The organism is Saccharibacillus deserti (assembly GCF_013618475.1).
GTDB lineage: Bacteria > Bacillota > Bacilli > Paenibacillales > Paenibacillaceae > Saccharibacillus > Saccharibacillus deserti.
In genome coordinates, this window is the sequence record NZ_JABJVN010000008.1 from 1 (window position 1) to 18,032 (window position 18,032).

Annotated in this window: 14 protein-coding genes; all 14 read right to left on the reverse strand. The window is 54.7% G+C overall.

Features of this window, described 5'->3' with window-relative positions; translation table 11 throughout:
• A partial coding sequence (locus HOP44_RS18025) for a flagellin N-terminal helical domain-containing protein (RefSeq protein WP_484592906.1) occupies positions 1-113 on the reverse strand: 113 nt, incomplete at its 3' end.
• 160 nt (positions 114-273) lie between these two features.
• Positions 274-504, reverse strand: coding sequence for a carbon storage regulator CsrA (gene csrA / locus HOP44_RS18030; protein ID WP_172255939.1), 231 nt, complete (start codon positions 502-504; stop codon positions 274-276).
• On the reverse strand, positions 504-950 hold the full coding sequence (gene fliW, locus HOP44_RS18035) for a flagellar assembly protein FliW (RefSeq protein WP_172255942.1): 447 nt from the start codon (positions 948-950) through the stop codon (positions 504-506). Before fliW ends, csrA begins: the two co-directional genes overlap by 1 nt.
• 96 nt (positions 951-1,046) lie before the next feature.
• A complete protein-coding gene (flgL, locus tag HOP44_RS18040; RefSeq protein WP_172255945.1) occupies positions 1,047-1,952 on the reverse strand; it encodes a flagellar hook-associated protein FlgL in 906 nt (301 codons plus the stop codon).
• A 21-nt stretch (positions 1,953-1,973) separates the two neighbouring features.
• Positions 1,974-3,551, reverse strand: coding sequence for a flagellar hook-associated protein FlgK (gene flgK / locus HOP44_RS18045; RefSeq protein ID WP_172255948.1), 1,578 nt, complete (start codon positions 3,549-3,551; stop codon positions 1,974-1,976).
• A gap of 19 nt (positions 3,552-3,570) precedes the next feature.
• Complete coding sequence (locus HOP44_RS18050) at positions 3,571-4,071, reverse strand: flagellar export chaperone FlgN (protein ID WP_172255951.1); 501 nt, start codon at positions 4,069-4,071, stop codon at positions 3,571-3,573.
• Between the two features lie 110 nt (positions 4,072-4,181).
• The gene (gene flgM / locus HOP44_RS18055; protein ID WP_172255954.1) at positions 4,182-4,451 is read right to left on the reverse strand and encodes a flagellar biosynthesis anti-sigma factor FlgM; all 270 of its coding nucleotides are present in this window, start codon (positions 4,449-4,451) and stop codon (positions 4,182-4,184) included.
• Between the two features lie 191 nt (positions 4,452-4,642).
• Positions 4,643-5,047, reverse strand: a complete 405-nt coding sequence (locus HOP44_RS18060) for a TIGR03826 family flagellar region protein (protein WP_172255956.1) — start codon at positions 5,045-5,047, stop codon at positions 4,643-4,645.
• 138 nt (positions 5,048-5,185) lie between these two features.
• Complete coding sequence (locus HOP44_RS18065) at positions 5,186-6,052, reverse strand: ComFC family protein (RefSeq protein WP_172255958.1); 867 nt, start codon at positions 6,050-6,052, stop codon at positions 5,186-5,188.
• On the reverse strand, positions 6,049-8,331 hold the full coding sequence (locus tag HOP44_RS18070; RefSeq protein WP_425501894.1) for a helicase-related protein: 2,283 nt from the start codon (positions 8,329-8,331) through the stop codon (positions 6,049-6,051). The genes HOP44_RS18065 and HOP44_RS18070 overlap by 4 nt, the downstream gene beginning before the upstream one ends.
• Positions 8,332-8,599: 268 nt before the next feature.
• Positions 8,600-9,325 carry a response regulator gene (locus tag HOP44_RS18075; RefSeq protein ID WP_172196378.1) on the reverse strand — a complete coding sequence of 242 codons (726 nt, stop codon included), beginning with the start codon at positions 9,323-9,325 and terminating at the stop codon, positions 8,600-8,602.
• Entirely contained in the window at positions 9,297-10,493 is a 1,197-nt protein-coding gene (locus tag HOP44_RS18080; RefSeq protein WP_172255960.1) for an ATP-binding protein, read from the reverse strand. Before HOP44_RS18080 ends, HOP44_RS18075 begins: the two co-directional genes overlap by 29 nt.
• 84 nt (positions 10,494-10,577) lie before the next feature.
• A complete protein-coding gene (locus HOP44_RS18085; protein WP_172255962.1) occupies positions 10,578-13,274 on the reverse strand; it encodes a stalk domain-containing protein in 2,697 nt (898 codons plus the stop codon).
• 280 nt (positions 13,275-13,554) lie between these two features.
• Complete coding sequence (locus HOP44_RS18090) at positions 13,555-17,991, reverse strand: Ig-like domain-containing protein (RefSeq protein ID WP_172255964.1); 4,437 nt, start codon at positions 17,989-17,991, stop codon at positions 13,555-13,557.
• Positions 17,992-18,032 lie beyond the last annotated feature (41 nt).

Here is an 18,032-nt window from a genome sequence, read left to right on the forward strand (position 1 = left end):
CGGTTGATGCGAAGACCCGAAGACAGTTTTTCCATGTTCTTGCTCGCTGCCGCGCTGTTCAGTCCCATGTTGCGGTGCGTGTTGACGGCTTGAATATTGTGGTTGATAATCATGATTTGTTTCCTCCCTGAATTTGGTTATTCCCACATCCATGTGGTTTTTAAGCTTGGGTCTACTCACAGAAACCAGCTCCGTGCCGCTCCCCTGCCTTAATATATATATCGTTGTCTTTTTCGGTTTGATGAATAGTTCATACAAAAATTCTCGCTTTTTTTAATCTTTTTTGGTTTGCGTTTGAAGCAAAGCGAGAAATTGTTTAGGATCGATAGCCGCGCTCTCGTTATTTTCCTGAACAGAAGCCAAAATTTCCTTGCGGAAAATTTCCACCTGCTTCGGAGCCTTGATTCCAAGCTTGATCGTATCGCCTTCCACAGAGAGTACGGTCAGCTCTACATCGTCTCCGATTACAATAGACTCTCCTTTTTTCCTTGAAAGTACCAGCATTAGACTCCCCCGCTTTCATCTTGGGATGGCTGATTCAGAAAATGTTTGGTTTGGTAAGAAGTATTCTGCAGCACAATCTGACGCCCCAAACTGTCGGAAGTATTAAAAACAAGCGGAGCCAACAGATTGATGGTCGTACGGGCCGGATTGCTGTTCCAAGTTACAATGCAGCGAACCGCGACTCCTTTTTCTTCCGTAATGCCAAGTTCATTGATCAATTCATCGGAAAGTTCAAACTCGTAATCCGGAAAATGTACAAACGGGTCCGTGACAATGAAAGCCAATTCCGCCTGATTAACGGCCTGCAAATAACTGTAGGTGCCATCCACATCGCAAAGCACATACTCCGTAACCTCTTCAAAACCGGGAATTCCTTTTGGGAACGTAATCAGATCTTCTTCGCCCACAGTGAGCTCGCCCAAATGGACGGATTGAATTTGTACCATGCTAGATCCTCCTCGCGATTTAAAAAAAGCTACGGATCGTTGTCCATAGCTTCAGATTATCTGTTCAGTCATAAAAATTCAACAATATCCCTATTCTTAACGCATAAAGTCGATCAGGGAAGTACTCATGATATTAGCCGAAGACTTGAGTGCAGCTTCGTAAACCGTTTGGGCACTGGTCGCTTTGATTAAAGCCTCTGCGACATCCAAATCTTCCGTTTTGGAAAGCAGTGTTGTCGTATTCGTTTCCTGATCCAAAAGACGGCTGTTAACAAGCTCGACACGGTTTGTGCGCGCGCCGACTTCCGAACGGGCTGCAAGCATCTTATTGGTTCGCGATTCTACGCCGCCCATTTCTGCCGTTATATTGCTCTGGTCGCCGGAATTCATGGCGGCAATTACTCGGTCCATCACGGCAAATACATTATCCGTATCGCCTTTCATACCGAAAAACTCATTGCCCGACGTATTGATTTGAAATTGAATATTTTCGCCAATCACGTATTTTACCGCCGTATTATCCGTTTCTACTTGAGCATAATCCGTTCCCGCCGCAGTAGGATAGGGAATACTTCCATAATCTTGGCCGTTAAAAATAAACTTGCCGCTAAATTTGCTGTTGCCGATATCAACAAGCTGCTTTTTCAATTGCTCCACTTCACTTGCAGCAGCCTTCATGTCCGACTCGGAATACGTACCGGTGCTGCTTTGTACCATAAGTTCTTTTAGCCTTGTCATGACATCGCCGGCACTGCCCATCTGGCTGTCCGTTTCGTCCAACCAGCTCTGCGCCGTGTCTGTCGCTCGCTGGAACTGCTCGTTGCCGGCCAGCTGCGAACGGTAACGAAGCGCATAGGTCACGCCGACCGGGTCGTCAGAAGGTTTGGTGATTTTGCGGCCCGTGGAGATCTGATTTTCCAAGCTGTCCATTTTGTACATATTTTTATTCAAGTTTCCGAGGAGCGTGGAGCTCATCATATTGGACGTCATCCGAATGGTCATGGGTCAATTCCTCCTTGGAAATTAGCGACCGACCGTGCCGGTGCCGTTAATCAGTTTGTCGAGCATCTCGTCGAACGTCGTCATGAAGCGGGCGCTCGCGTTGTAAGCCTGCTGGAATTTGACCAGGTTGGTCATTTCTTCGTCCATGGATACGCCGCTGACCGACTGTCTGAGCGTTTCGACCTGATCGGACAGATCGGTCGCGTTTTGCGCTTGACGAGCCGCTTCTTTCGACTGCACGCCAAGCTGGCCCGTAATCGAACCGAAGTAGTCGTCGATCGTGACCGGCTCGGAAGCCGCGCTGCCGAAGTCGAACTTCATGCTTTTCATGTCGGCCATGATCAGTGCCAAGCCCGCATTGCCGGTCACGACGGACTCGCCGGTCGTTCCTACTCCCGTCACGCGGAAAGAAGAAGCGATCAGGTTCGGATTGTTCTGGATTAGCGGGTTTAAGGTAATGCCCCCGGCGCCCGTACCCGTGAACAGATCAACGCCCGCCGACGGCGTCGTCCCGTCGATCGTATAGCCGACTTTCATCAGTCCGTTGATCCCGTCCACTTTGACTTTGAGATCGCCGTTCAGCGTCCGGTTGTTGGCCGTATTCGAGAACGTCGTGCTGGTCTCCGTGCCGTCGGCATTGACCACGCTCAGCGTCGTTCCGTCCGGAAGCACGCTTCCCGCCGGAAGTGTCACTTCGAACTTGCCGTTTGCCAGCGTATTGGCCAACGTGTTCAACTGGTCCTGGTAGTCCACGACGTAATCGTCGCGCGACACGAACATGCCGTACACTTCGCCTTTATCCAGCGTTCCACCGTCGTAGGCGGCTTTTAAAGTCGCTTCCGTTACAGGCACCACGTTATTGGCAGCTCCGATCGCTTCGACGCCGCCAAGCGCGATCTGGTAACCGGTATCCAACTTGGTCACCGTAACGTTCGCAATCTTGGACAGTTGATCGACCGCATAATCGCGCTGATCGCTAAGATCGTTTGCATTGTTGCCCAGACTTTCGACTTTGTTGATTCCCGCATTCAGGTCGGAAATCGTCTTCAGCAGCGAATTGACTTCCGTCGCCTTCAAATTGATATTGGCGGTCAGGTCGGTCTTCATCGCATCGAGCTGTTTCGAAGTCTGATTCAGGGAATCCGTCATGGCAAGCGTCGTTTCCTTGATGATTTTCCGGTTCGTAATGTCCTGCGGATCTTTGCTGAAGTCGGACCAGGCCGACCAGAAATTGTTCATGACGGCGCTAAGGCCCGTCTCCGAAGGTTCGTTCACGATGGCTTCCAGCTTGCCGAGCGTCTCCTGACGCACTGTCCAGCCGCCGAGCCCGCTGTTCTCGCCGCGGAATTGATCGTCCAGGTAGGATTCGCGCACGCGGGTAATCGAAGTCACTTCCACGCCGCTGCCGAGCTGTCCGGGGCTGACCCAATTGCGCAGTCCCGGCGTTTCGAACGCCGTCGTGGCTTTCGTGTTGACGACTTGGCGGGAATAGCCCGCCGTGTTCGCGTTCGCGATATTATGTCCGGTCGTGCTCAGCGCCGTCGTCTGAGTGAACAAGCTGCGTTTGGCCGTTTCCAAAGAATGAAAAGTAGATGTCATGAGTTCTCTCCTTTACTCGTTAACTGCGTCGGTCGAACATGCCCGAACGGCCGTAACCGTAGGACTGGGCAGCCGGGTGCTGATAAGTATTTTCCTGCTCGGGGCGATAAGACATCAGTTCCATTGAAAGGTCGATAAAAGATAAGGCCTGCTCGATCAGCTGGCGGTTCGTATCGTTGATTTGTTTGAGACGCATCAGGGTGTTTGAAAGGCGAGCGTGCACGTCCAGCAGCTCCCGTTTCTCGTCCGGATCGAAAACGAGCCGGGAAATCTCGGCGATCGTCAGTTTAAGCCGGGACTTGATGCCGCGTTCCTGCATGAAGGCGTAAGCCAGTTCGCCGCGCTGCTCGTCTTCCGCCTGAATGCGTTTGAGCAGCTTCGATTCGCGGTTCATCGTGGCGATGAATACGTCGATTTCGTTTTTGATGACGGCTTCCTTTTTCGCCCCGGCAATTTCGATCATTTCAAGATGGGAACGGTTCAGCTGCTCCAGCTGTCCGATTAACGGCTTTAGTGCCACGATCGTTCACCTTTCTTTCCGAATATTTTAAAAAGAGGACTTCTTCAAAAACGCCGGATTGACCGGGTCTCTGAAAAAGTCCCCCATTCCGTTATAACCTTTATCGGTTATTACGCCAGATATGGTAAGAGCTTTTCGGCAATTTTATTCGCATCCACCGAATAAGTTCCTGCAGCGACCTGCTGCTTCAGATCCTGGATGCGTGCAGCGCGCTCGCTGTCGGCCGGCTTCTTTGCTGCTTGCAGCATCTCCATCGCCTCCGTGGAAATTGTCACTTCGTCTTTGCGGGCCGATTTCTTGGTTTCTTCGGTACGCTGTGTTTCGCTTGTCCGTTGGTAAGGATTAAGGGCACCGATTCGAGTTGTGTCGTTGATTTTCATAATATGATAACCTCCTGAAGGTTTGATTTTCGCCGTCTAAGTAAAAGCACCGATAAGCTTATAATAAGTTTATCGGCGCCTGTTCAAACAATGTTTAGAGCTATTCAAAGAAAAAAATTAAATTGTCAAGCGTAAATTTGGGCTATTTCCGTTTCGGAGTTCCTATTGCTGGGTAAGAAAGCACGGATTTTTTAGTCTCTTCTGAACCGATCGACCGTTTTATAAGCGCCACCGCCCTGTTTCTGAGGAGCGTCCGCCTTCTCTTTGCCGGCTTCGCGAAGATCTCCGGCCAATTTTGTACGGCAAGAATCGCACATATTCCCTTCGCGGATAAAGGTTCCGCACACTTCGCAGGCGTAGCTGAGGTTTGGCGCGTTGGCGATCGAAATGCGGCCTTCCCGGATAAACATTGTAATCTGCTTGACGGCAACTCCGGTCTCTTCGGACAATTCCTGCATATTCGCGCCTTTGTTTTCACGCAGATATTTGACGCAAGCCTCATATTCGTTCTCGATATCTTTCGCGCAGTTCGCGCAGATTCCTTTGAAGTTCATTACAAAAACCTTGCCGCAGCGCGGACAGTTTGCCAAATTCATAGGGGGTTGCCTCCTTGTCGTTCTTTGCCGATGCAGCGGCATGTTCCAAGCTTATATATCGGATATCTGTCATCTATCTGTTAAAGTTCGGCACTTCTCCTATCATTTTAACGCAAAGCGCAGTGATTACAAGCGCTTTTACGAGCGGGCAAGCGTCAGGCTGTACACAAGAACGGGGCGTTTGAAGCCGGTCTCCAGCGTCTTGAGTACGGAGGCGCAGACGGCGGCCGTCGTTCCGGTTGTGTAAATATCGTCGATCAATAGGATGCGTATAGGAAAAGACCCTTGGGGATCTTTCCTATTTCCTATAGAGTCCCATTGTTTAAAAAACCGGGGGTCTAAATTAGGAGCCAAGCAAAAGGCCCCTTCCAAATTCCGCAGCCGCTCGGCGCGTGTCTTGAAACTTTGCTTGCCGGTATGCACGGTACGGGCCAGCAGCTCTCCGGCAGGAAGGCGCAGACGCCCGGCCAGCAGCCTCCCAAGCCGCTCCGCCTGGTTGAACCCGCGTTCTTCGAGGCGCTCTGCGCTGAGCGGAACCCAGGTAATCCAATCCGCGTTCCAAACGGAAGAACGGCGCGATGAATCGAATACGGACAGCGGCGAAGCAAAAGGACCGGATTGAGGGAAAGGCTTTGACAATTCGCGCCGCATCCGCTGATAAGTCTGTTCCAGCAGGATCGAAAACGGCTCGGCAAACCCTTCCCGGGCGCCGTATTTGTATTCGGCGATCCATTCGCGCATGACGGTATCGTACAGGACCGCACTCCGGTTCAGGACAAACGCCCGGAGCAAGGCTTCCGGCCGCAGACAATCGGGACAGCCGTGCGCGCGCCCGCAGATCGGGCAGCGCGGCTCGACGATCCGGGGAACCTTGGCCGCGCAGTATTCGCACAATAGCGGAAGCGAAGCTCCTACCCGGGCAGAACGTCCGCAGACCAGGCAGCTCTCAAGACGCGGAGACAACAGCCTCCGCAGGGCGGCAAAAATCTTTTTGTCTCTGCTCATCGTTCGGGGGTTCGGCTTGATTCGGCTTCGGCGGACCGCGGTGACCCGGGCGGAGAAATCTTGGTCTTGATCGGCAGGCGGGCGGCTTGAGCCGCCCTCCCAAACCCTTTGCGGGCTTCGGGCAGCAAAAAAGGAGCGGCCAATCGGTTCATCCGCCGAATTTGGCGGCGGGCGCCGGCTTGGGCCCGGGTTTTCTGCGGGGCCGCGAATACGACGCGGCCCCGCGGATCGTCGCCCGAACGCCCGGCGCGGCCGGCCATCTGGACCAGCGACGCTTCATCGAACAGTCCGCTGTCCGCTCCCCACACGTAGACGTCGCTTCGCGGAACGGTTACCCCCCGTTCCAGGATCGTCGTCGTCACAAGGATCCTCACGTCCGCCGAGCGAAACGACAGGACTTTGCCGCTTCTTTCTTCATCCTGCGAAGAGGTGGCGCCGACAGGTATGCCCGGAAAGATCCGGCGCAGCAGAGCGGCAAGAGGTTCCGCATGTACGATCTTCGGAACGAAAATAAAGATCTGCGCTCCGCGCTCCAGCGAGTGCCGCCAGCGCTTCAGCAGCGGATCCGGCAGGCGTCCCCGGCGCAGGCAGTCCGGAAGCGAAGGGATACGCAGCAGCTCGGGCACCGGCAGCGGGTACCGGTGGTAGCGTACCGGAACTTTCGCACAGGCCAGCCGCCCGTTTCGGACCAGCGCCTGCAAAGATCGCGGAGGCGTGGCGGACAGGTACACGGTTCTGCCGCCGGCCGCCCGGCATTTCTCTGCGGCGTAAGCCAGCATCGGATCGCCGTGAAAAGGAAAAGCGTCGAGTTCGTCGATCACGACCAGATCGAAGGCTCCGGCAAAACGCATCAATTGATGCGTAGTGGCCAGAGTAATACCGCCACGGCGCCAGCGTTCTTCGCATCCTCCGTATAAAGCGGCCGGCGCTTCATCGGGAAAAGCCGTCCGCAGCCTTGGCGCCAGCTCCAGTACGACATCGCGCCGCGGCGTAGCGACCAGGACCTGTCCGCCGCGCCTGCGTACGCTCTCGATCAGCGGAAACAGCATTTCCGTCTTGCCGGCTCCCGTAACGGCCCACAGCAGAAAGCGGCTGGCCGGATCGGAAGCGGCATAACCGGAAGTGTCCGGGCGCCGGCCGCCGGAAGCTGCGGCGGCTGCCTCGGCCCGCGCGGCGAAGAATCCGCCGCCGCGCCGCAGTTCGCGCCCGGCCCTGCCGGGCCGCGCAGGTCCCGGTTCCGTTTCGAGGAACCGGACCGCAAGCTCGGCCGCGGCGGCCTGCGCCGGGCTGAGCTTCCAGCGCGCGAGCCTTGCGCGCAGAGCGGCCTGCGGCAGCGAAGCTGCCGTAGGCCCGCTTCCGGGCCGCGCAGCGCCCGGAAGGCCCCGCCCGCCGCGATCTGCGCGCGGCGGGCCCTGCAGCAGCAGCCCGCAGGAGCGGCTGCGCCCCAGCGCGCGGCACGCTTCGCAGCGTGCGCAGTCCGCCGAACCGCAGGCGGCGCAGGGTCCGCCCACAGCTGCGCTGCCGCAGCGCATGCAGCGATGCGCGGGCAATCCGCGGCCGGCGGGGCGAATCCGGATCTTTCCGGCCGGGCGGCCCCCTCTGTCTTCTGCCGGGAAACCCGCTTTTGCACCGCTTGATTTTCTCTCCTTCGCCACGGCACCGCCCAGCTTGATCCGCTGCTGCAAATAAGCCAACTGGACAGCGGATCTCCAATCCGCCTCCAGTTCAGGCGCCAATTCCTGCAGCATCGAGATCATCTCGCCGCTCAGCAGGGATCTTCCTTCCATTAAACGAACCAAGGTATCGGCATGTTCCGACAGCCGCAGCTTCCAACGAGGGCCCGGCAGAGGACTCTCCGCGTCAAATTCGTCCGGCCGACTCCCCCATCTCTCCCCGTGCAGAGCGCCGCTCCCTTGAACCCGTTGCTGTGTTGCAAATCCGATCAGCGAAGAGACGCTGTCCGGCTTTTCCCTGTTCAATTCTCCTTTCAAAGCGCCGCGGATCCACCGCTCGCGGGCAGCCGCATGCCAGTCCAAGAATGCCGGGGGAAGAGACTTTCCGGACAAGCGGGAAGCCCATTGCAGCGGCATGCCCAAAGAAAGGATCTCCACCCCCTGTCCCTGAAGGCTTTCAGGTCCATGTTTCATCCGATTCGCAGAGCCGGGCGAAGGCACGACCGCTTCGCTCTCCCACCACACCCTGTCCACTCTCAGATCCAGAGACAAATAAAGCCGTAATCCGTTTTCGCTTCCTGCCGCATACAGCGCCGCTTTCATCATGGTTCCCCCATTTCGCATTTTCGCAAAAAATCACAAAAAAAAGCACATCCTTTTCGCCCGTTTGAGCGTATAAGGAGTGTGCTTCATTCCTTGAAGCCGTTTTCGCTTGAAACCGTCCGGCTTTCACGTTATTTTATTCACTTACTAACAATTAGCAAGCATCTTCCGACAAAAAAAGTCGGATCCGCTGTACTGGGATCGCTTATCAATTCCCTACTTTCGCTCATAAAATGAAGGATGTCTTCTCCCTTTTGCGGAAAACGCCAGTTTACAGCGTAACCCAACCCATTTTGATCGCATTGATTACGGCCTGCGTCCGGTCTTCGACTTCCATCTTCTGCAGAATACTGCTGACATGGTTTTTGACCGTTTTCTCGCTGATAAACAGAAATTCCCCGATGGCTTTGTTGCTCTTGCCTTCGGACATCAGACGGAGCACTTCGGCTTCCCGACGCGTGAGCGGATTGTCTTCGCCGCCGATAAACTTGACGCCGGCTTCTTCATCCCGCTGATTGTCGTACAAAGTTCCGCGCTCGTTCGTGAACGTCATTCTTTGCAGCTGTTGAATCAGTTTGCCTGTCACTTTCGGATGGATATAAGCGTGACCGGCGGCTACGCTGCGGATCGCGTTAATCAACGATTCCGCTTCCATGTCTTTCAAGAGATAACCGCTTGCTCCCTTGCGAAGCGTCTCGAAGACATAGCTTTCATCATCGTGGATCGACAGCATGATCACTTTGATATCCGGGAAAATTTCGCGGAGTTTTGCTGTCGCTTCCACACCGTTCTCATTGGGCATGTTGATGTCCATCAGGATAACGTCGGGTTTGTAGGCGTTGCAGAATTCAAGCACCTGGATGCCGTCGCTGCATTCGCCGATCACCTCGATGTCGTCCTCCATGTTCAAAATCCTTTTCAATCCTTCACGGAACAATTGGTGATCGTCAGCCAAAAGCACTTTAATTTTAATTTGTTCCGAGTTCATGCTCTCCATCTTCATACCCCTTTCCATTTTCTACATTCGTCGGGATATGGATCACGATTTTGGTTCCTTGATTCTCGGCTGATTCGATCTCCATTCTTCCCTCAAGCAGCTCGACTCTTTCCCGCATTCCTATCAAACCGAAGTGCGTATGCTGGTTCGCCTTTTGTTCCAAGATTTCCGTGTTAAAGCCGCGTCCGTTATCCCGAATCGAGATTTTGACAAGCTGCGTCTGGTAGGCGATCTCGACGACGACATGAGTAGGGTCTCCATGCTTGGCCGCATTGGTGAGCGCCTCCTGGATCAAACGGAAGACGGCAGCCTCCATTGCGGAAGAAAGCCGATACTCTTTGCCTCTCGTCTCGAATACGGTGCGAATCCGGTTCTTGTCCTCGTAGTCGCGCGTATACTTGCGAAGCGTCGGAATCAATCCGAGGTCGTCAAGCGCCATGGGCCGGAGATTAAAAATGACTTTGCGGATTTCTTCCAGGCTGAATCGCACCTGCTTTTTGAGATCCGCCACTTCTTCTTGAACGCGGCCGTATTCCTGTTTCCCCAGCATGCGTTCGACGATTTCGGTCCGGAGCGCCAGGTTAGCCATCAGTTGCGCCGGACCATCATGAATTTCCCTGGAAATGCGTTTGCGTTCTTCTTCCTGAGCCAGAATGATTTTCAAACCGACCATTTGGCGGGTTTTGGCGGATTCCAACATTTTGGTCGCCTGTCCGACTTCTCCGCCGGACAAGTATTCGGTAACGACACTCATTTGCGAACCCAACGTCTCCGCGCGTTCGATGGAATTCACCGAATTCCGCACTCGAAGTTGGAGCTCGTCACGCCGTGCTCTCAAATAAGCTTCTTTTTCCTTGTACACCGAAAGCTCCAACTGGAACTGCGTCGCCCGCTCATAAGCCTGCCGAATATCATTCTCCGTATATTTAACGAAATCCCGGCTTACTTCCGTGAGCCGGATACGGGAAAGACGGAATTTCCCTTCGAGATCATCCACCTTGTCGACGGTATCCGAAGTTTGTTGAATTACACTCTGCAGTTCCTCGGTGAGCGAGTTGAGTTCGGCACGGGACTGATCCAATATCTCAAAAATTTGATACTTGCTGTCTTCGACGACTTGAATGGCATTTTTGATGACTCGGTCTAAAGCATCCGCTTGGAAATCCACGGGCAAAATCGACTCCATTCTCTCCGGCGTTCACCATGTATTGGATTCACGTTCAGATCCGGTGATCGTTCAGAACCTATCGTATCATGACTCGATAGTCACAGTCTTCGTTTCTTGTTCCCATTTTACGGACAAACCAAGCTGCTCTGAAACCAGCCTAACCGGGACTAAAGTCCTATTTGATACACTTATCGTTGCCGCGTCGGCTGTTTTAAGCTTTCCATTTAGAATATAGTCCTTTTTATTCAAGTTTAACACAAGCAGTTCATCGCCGCGCAGAATACGGATGGTACCCGTCTTGGCATTCCAGCCCGAGGTTCCGCCAAACGCATCGGTAAGGTATTTGACCGGCAGATACGTGACGCCTCCGCGAATAACCGGAGCCGCATCCATGGTGCTGGATACCGCGTTCGTCAGCAGCGTCTTCGAACCTACGGTCATTTTGGCACGGATACCGGTCGGAAGTCCAAACGAGCCGGATGCGGCCGGAGACGTGGTCTTGATGTTATCGATCTCCACAAAACCGCTGGACGAACGTTCATCCTGCCCTTCTGCCAAGTTTACCACATAAATGCGTTTGACCTTGGCCGGATACGCAATATTTCCGTATTGGTTCAAATTGACGGTCAGCCTTTTCCAACCCGTAAAGTTAAGGCTCTTCGCCAGATCGACGTAAACCGTCTTGCCGCCGGCATCCACGATCTCGGCACGAAGCCAGTTGTAGCTGTTGTCTCCCAGCAGATCCAGACTCATCGAACTTGCGCCCGAAGTCAGCGTCTGTCCCGAAGATCCGTTCAGATTGGCGTACGCGTATTTGCTGCCGGTTCCCGCCGTCATGTCGTAATCGATTCGAAGAACCTTCGAGTTCGAGTGGGTACCGCTTCCCGCTTTGATCTGCGCGCTGCCGGTCACCGCCGAAGGGCTGCCTGTAAAAGTAAGGCCGGACTTGGCCGTTTCGAAGTTTTCCCAATCGGTCTCTTCGACGTCGGCAAGCGTAAGCATCGTCTCGAACCCTTCGTAACTTGCGATCGCATAGCCGGTCTTCGCGCCGCTGTCGACCGAAGTCACATTCAGTGCTCCGTCTTTGATACTGCCTTTGAACCCGACGAATTCCCATTTGAGCGCCGCAGGGTCGATGCTGACGGTACTGCCGTTCTTCAGCATGGCCGCTGCCGAAAGAGGCACTACCGTACCGGCTTTGAGCGGCGCGGATACGGCTCCAAGATTAAGACTCCTCAACGAGTCGGCACCCAACACTTCGACTTGAAGCGTGGAAGCGACTCCGCTGCTCGATGCCGTAAGCGTAGCTGTTCCGGGCTTTTTCGCTGTCACGGTACCGCCGCTGACGACTACGTTCGCATTGTTCGATTTCCAGGACGGATTGATATTGGCAGCGGCAATCGGATTATAGTACGTATCGTAGCCTTTGACACTGTAGCTCACCGTCTCTCCGATCAGAAGCTGTTTCTTGCCGCTGACCGCAAAGCCTTTGAGCTTGCCTTCCGGAGCCGTCGTATAAACGCCCAGCCCGTTGACTACGCTGCGCTGAACTTCTCCGCCATACTCGGTCGTAAAGGTCAGCTGCGCCTGTTCTTCGCCAAGCGGGCGCGTGACCATGGTCGTCGAGCCGCCGCCGTCCAGGTTGATGCCTTTCCAGACGCCTATATTGGTCATCAGGGACTGCAGTTCCCCGAGAGACATGCCGCTGCTTGCACTGTTGTCCTGCACCGTAACGATATAGGCATAACGGCCGCTCTGCGAATAGCCAAGCGCGGTACGGGCCCGGTAACCGCCGATCGAATCGACATTTCGGGAGAACGAAGAAGGCTGACCGTTATCCACCAGTATCGTATGGCCGCCGATCATGACTTCGAGCGAAGTCGGATCCAGTTTTTGACCTGTCGTTTTGGATACGAGGCTGTAGTCGGTTTGCACTTTCGCTCCGACGGTCAGGTTTTCTTTTAAATAAGCCGCCGCCGTTCCGTGTGCCCGCAAAATATACGCGCCTTTGGGCACGGTCCCTGCCAGCGCTTTGCCAAGCGAGACTTTGGTGACGACACCGTTCTCTACCAGCGCTTCGGAAGGCGTAGTCGAACTGTTCTTGGGACGCTGCTCGTTACCCCAGGCATCCGTATAGATGTACATCGCATTCACATGACTAAGACTCTTGTCCGCTTCAATGGTATAGGAGACCAGGTTGATGCCGGCCAACTCGAACGGCTGCCCGCTGTTTGCCGTTACCGTTCCCGAAAAGTCGTACTGGTCGATCAACGGCTTGCGGTCTTTGGTCACGCCGAACGCATACATGCCTTGGAGTTCGGAAGGGCTGGACATCAGAACCCCGTTCGACACTTGGGCTCCCATCGGAGCGCCTTCCGCAGCCGTATTAAAGTAGTCTCCATTCACGCCGGCAACGGCATTTGTTTCTTTGGCCATCCCGCTGACGGTCTGCAGGGTCGTGAACTTGCCGCCTCGGCCTGTCATCACATCCAGCTTGACGTAAGGGTTCTGCAGATCCACCTGGATCACATCCGCCAATCCTGCTGCCGTTTTCCCCGAACGGGGCACGGAATATTTATAGGTCAACAGCTTCGCGCCCGATGTCAAAATTTCTTCCGACATCTTGTCGATCGACACGGCTGCCGCCGCAGATACCGTCCGCGCACCCGTAAGCGCTCCCCAACCCGGTACGGCCAGAGGCTGTACGACCAGTGCTCCGGCCAGTACCGCGATCATCCATTTCCTGCCTGCTCTCAACGTGTTGCTGCCCTGCTTGTTCATGATGTTCGGTTTCGCTCCCTATCTATACAGATTCGTTCGCGTATGTATACGTGTAGGCCTGCACCCAATCTTATACGCCACTATAGATAATAGACTGTAACGGCGGACAAAAGTTCCTATAGATCTATAAAAACCGGCAAGCCCATCGGCCTGAACCCGGTCCCTCGATCCTTTATCTATGATGCAACACCTTATTTTACCTTACTTCGATGAAATAAAAAGAGAAAAGCGATCGATTCCTTAAAATTTTAAGGAATCGATCGCTTTGGTAAAACCGGCTTTAGTTCACGTAACCCGCTTTTTGCAGAGTCCGGGCGAGCATGACAACCGCTTCGGACTTCGTCGCATTTCCTTTCGGATTGAAACGGCCGCCGCTCGACCCTTCGATAATGCCGGCCTGTACCGCTTTGGCCGCTTCGTCGGTGTACTTGATCTGGGCTTTGTCTTTGAAAGCGGACAAAGCCTGCGCCGGACTGCCGTTCAGCGTGACACTCGTCCCCGCATAATTCAAAGCCCGGATCATCATGATCGCCATCTCTTCCCGGGTAATCGAATCGCCGGGACGGAAGGTTCCGTTCGGATAGCCCGTGACGATCTCCGCTTTGACCGCCGCGCCGATCGCTCCGATCGGCACTTTGCTGTAACCGATATCGCTGAAGACCGAAGCGGACACCGCATCGCTGCTCAGTCCCAGCCCCCGGGTAATCAGCTCGGCAAATTCTCCCCGCGTGATGTTGGCTTTCGGCAGAAAAGCGCCGGTCAGCGTCGGGCTGAGCACGTATTTGGCTCCCATTTCATTGACGATGCCCTGGGACCAATGTCCGTTGGCTCCCGCTACGGTAATCGTAGAGTTGACGGGAATCAGCGTCCGGCTGCCCGCAAAGCTTCCGGTTAACAGCATCCCCGCCGTTTGGGAACTCGACTTGCTCGGAACGAATGTCGGAGCCGTCGCATTGGCGTCGAAGTAAACGACCGCCGTACGGGAAGCCGGTGCATTGACATTCAGCTTCATGCGATAGATTCCCCGGACTCCGGCTTCTTCGGAGACGGTCGATACGCCCGAAGTCGTACCGGTTGTCACGCGAATATCAACCGGATTGGTCAGCATTTGGGCATTGGCGTCGCTGAGCATCGTTACTGTGCGTCCCACGGATGCCGTAGGCATTGATTCGATCTGAATGTTCAGCATCTCCGTACCTGCGCTCAAACTGCTCAACGAAGACAACGGCAGCTCATACACCATGTCTTTGAACCGAACCGCAAAGGAAAGACCGTTATGCTGGGCATAGGCCTCTCTGAGCGTCTGAACCGGAACCGATACGATCCCGGCCGTTTCCGCTTCCGGAACTTCAAAGACTACGGCGCCGTTTTTGGCGCTGCGCGTGTGCGCCGATTCGAGAGCCTGCTTAAGTGCAGGAGCCAAAAGCGTATACCGATGCGTATTGGTATTGAACGTCGACGCGGTATCCGAAGAAGCCGCGGCCGCCCGCTCGAGAATCAGCATTTCTTTGCCAAAGTCCGAAGCGGGCAGTACCGTTCCTCCGCCTGCTTCGGGCGCCGTTTGACCCTCAGCCGTTCCCGCCGTACCGGTCAAATTCTGGACAGCCATACGGTTGAAGCCGATAACCTGCGTACCCGACACATTCTTAAGCGGATTGCCGCCTGCCATGTAGGACAGAGTCACGGTTTGACCGGCGCGCAGTTCCGTACCCAGCTTGAGAGTTAGCGTACTGCCTGCAAACGAAGAAGAGAGGACTTCAATCGCATTATTGTCCGCCGTCACCGAGAACTGCTTATAAGCCGCTTCATCCGGCGTGAACAGCGATCCCGTAAACGCAACCGCAATCTGTGCCCCTTTGCCGGTAGCCGTCCGAATTCCGCTGGTACCGGAAGCCGCATCGACAGGCTGGAGATTCAGATATCCGGCTGCATTGCTGTTGAGATCGGTAAGCTTCAACGTTCCCGGCACATAAGAGACCGTAATATTTCCGTTGGCAATCAATGAAGAGGCCAGCGTCAAACGTACCTTGCTGCCTTCAATCTTCACGCTGTTCACGTATACCGGCGTTCCGTTCGACAGCACCGAGAACTGGCTGTTCATCGGCACCCCGTCCGTACGCAGCGATTCATTGTAGTTCAGCACCAATTCGGTCCCGGCAAGCTCGGCATGAGTAAACTCGGGCGGACGGGTATCCATCAGATTGCGGACGTTAAAGTCCGAAAAGGCGGAAATGTTTTGACCCCGGTCATCCTGGAGAGGTGCCCCATTCGGTTTATAATTCACTTTGACGACGGCACCGTCGGGCACGGCCGCATTCAGGTACAGCAGAAGCGCCTGGGAACTTCCGCTCATCGAGCTCACCTCGTAAGTGCGACCGTCAGCCGTGACGCTGAACTGGCCGTAGGCTTGGGCGGAAGGCGTTCTCAGACTGTTCTCGAAAATAAGAGTGACCATGCTGCCGTACACATTGCCGTCTTTGGGCTTGGGCAGCGCGCTGTCGATACTGTTGGTTACCGCATACGAAGACAAAGCAGCCGCCGCGTTCCCTTTGGTGTCGATCAACGGCCGTACAGCCGGATCATAAGACACTTTTACATCCTGGCCGACCGCGACTCCGGTATCCAAACGGATATACACACTGTCGCCGCTGATATAAGCGCTGCCGGGCGTACGTTTCTCTCCGTTTACGAATACCGTATAACTGGCCAGCAAAGGCGTTTGCGCGGAATCCAGCTGTTTGTTGTACGCCAACCGAATCAAGGTCGGGCTGTCCAACTTGGCCGCTTGAATCACCGGCAGCACATTATCGGAAGAAGAAGTCTGGAAACTCCAAGACGTACTTCCTTTTAATCCGGCAAAAGTAATCCCCGTGTTCACCCGGTCGTGAACCGCTCCGTTTTCCACATCGATATAATAGAAGGTTCCCGGCGCGAGTTTTTCTTTGGGAGCTATCACGACTTCCGTTGTATTGGCCGTGTTCACCGTTACTTCGGACTCGACTTTGGCGCCGCCGCTCCGATACAGCGTAATGCCGGTACCGCTCAGCGATACGCTCCGGTTAAAGCGCAGCACAGGTTTCGTATCGAGCGAAATCCCTGTGCTGCGGTCCGCCGGATTAATGGATGCCAGCTGCAGCAGGGTATTGTTGGCCGTTGTCGAGAAATTCCACGTCAGCGGCTGACCCGTCTTCGGATACAGGTTGCCTTCCGCATCCGCCAACAAACCGGCCGGAATTTCAACGGTATACGTGTAACCGGTCGCAAGAGGTGCAGACGGGGTAATGGTCAGGACTTTGGTGCCCCCTCCCGTAATCCGTCCCGAATTCATAGATACGGCTTCTGTAATTCCGTCGCTTCGGCGGATCTGGAGTTCGCCGGCTCCGCTGTTCGGATACACATTACGGCTGAATGTCAGCTGCAGCGCGGATCCGGCCGTTACGCCTGTCGCTCCCGCCGGCGGCGTAAGCGCGGACAAGGCAAGCGCATCTCCCGTCGTCGTGAACGTCCATTCCCGCGAAGTCGCAATCCCGGCAAACGGAGTCCCGTCCAGATCCCGGAACGTATCCGGATCGGCCAGCACATAATAGGTGACTCCCCGTTCGAGACCCTTGTAAGGAGCTGATGCGGTTCTGCCCGTTTCGCTGTCCAGGGTAAAAGCGCTTGGCGCCAGCGTCTGCATCAGCTTGCCGTCGTTCAAACGATAAATCGATACGCCGCCTTTATTCGGCTGCGCTTCCGTACCTGCATTTGCCGTTACCGGTTCGCTGAATTGAATAGACAGCTTGCCTTCCGTTGCTCCGCCCGCCAGTCCGTTTTGCGGACTTTGGGTTTGAATGGTTGGCGGCACGTTATCGGACGATTGCATCCGGAACGTCCAATCTACGGCTTTGGGATACAGTCGTCCCGACAAATCCGTAAACACATTGGCATCGATATGCGCACGATAGCGAATCCCGGGCTTTAAGACATCGGCTCCCGGCTTGATCGAGACATTGGCGGTGCCTAATCCGCGTACCTTCTCCGACAGGACGGGAATCTTCACCGTACTGCCGGCCGGCAGTGCAGGATCGTCGGCGGTCAAGACAATATCGCCTTCCGTCGCCGCTACCGCTTCCGTAAACGTCAATCCCAACGTCACATCGTTCTTCACTCCGATTGTGCCGTTGGCCGGGCTGACGGCAGTCAGCTCGGGATCCGTCGTATCCGCTTCTGCTCCTGTCTTGAACGTCCACGCACTTCCGCTTGTGATCCCCGACCAAGCTTTGGCGGTCATTTCCTGCTGCGTTTCCATCTCCGTCAACACAGGAATCAGCAGGTCCGTATCTGCCAACAGATAATAACCGGTATCCGGTTCAAGCTTCAATTGGTTGGTAGGGACGACGACTTGAGTGCCATCCGTTTGGAACTGAAGCTCTTTGCCTTTAATGCTGCGTACAATCGTATTGTCGCTTTGTTTTTTCAAAATAAAGCTTTTTTCCGCTGCGCCGTCGGCCAACTTCACCGCACGGTCAAAAGTCAGCAAAAAGCCGGGTGTCAATGAAACGTTGAGCGATCTGCTGGCAGGCGAAAACGTTTTGACCAAAGCTTCCGCTTCCGTTTCCGCCGAGGCCGCCGCCGTATAGCCTTCGCGATCACCGGTAAAAGTGCCCAGCGCTGCCGGTGCAGCCAACTGAACCAGCATCAGGGATATTAGTCCCCATGCGATTTTGTTCTTCATTACTCGATCTCTCCCCCCGGATTCCTAAAAAAGACAGTCTT

Coding starts and splice junctions, on each gene's coding strand:
- csrA (WP_172255939.1), bottom strand. CDS start 504: ATGCTGGTACTTTCAAGGAAAAAAGGAGAGTCTATTGTAATCGGAGAC.
- fliW (WP_172255942.1), bottom strand. CDS start 950: ATGGTACAAATTCAATCCGTCCATTTGGGCGAGCTCACTGTGGGCGAA.
- flgL (WP_172255945.1), bottom strand. CDS start 1,952: ATGACCATTCGGATGACGTCCAATATGATGAGCTCCACGCTCCTCGGA.
- flgK (WP_172255948.1), bottom strand. CDS start 3,551: ATGACATCTACTTTTCATTCTTTGGAAACGGCCAAACGCAGCTTGTTC.
- flgM (WP_172255954.1), bottom strand. CDS start 4,451: ATGAAAATCAACGACACAACTCGAATCGGTGCCCTTAATCCTTACCAA.
- HOP44_RS18060 (WP_172255956.1), bottom strand. CDS start 5,047: ATGAATTTGGCAAACTGTCCGCGCTGCGGCAAGGTTTTTGTAATGAAC.
- HOP44_RS18065 (WP_172255958.1), bottom strand. CDS start 6,052: ATGAGCAGAGACAAAAAGATTTTTGCCGCCCTGCGGAGGCTGTTGTCT.
- HOP44_RS18070 (WP_425501894.1), bottom strand. CDS start 8,331: ATGATGAAAGCGGCGCTGTATGCGGCAGGAAGCGAAAACGGATTACGG.
- HOP44_RS18075 (WP_172196378.1), bottom strand. CDS start 9,325: ATGGAGAGCATGAACTCGGAACAAATTAAAATTAAAGTGCTTTTGGCT.
- HOP44_RS18085 (WP_172255962.1), bottom strand. CDS start 13,274: ATGAACAAGCAGGGCAGCAACACGTTGAGAGCAGGCAGGAAATGGATG.
- HOP44_RS18090 (WP_172255964.1), bottom strand. CDS start 17,991: ATGAAGAACAAAATCGCATGGGGACTAATATCCCTGATGCTGGTTCAG.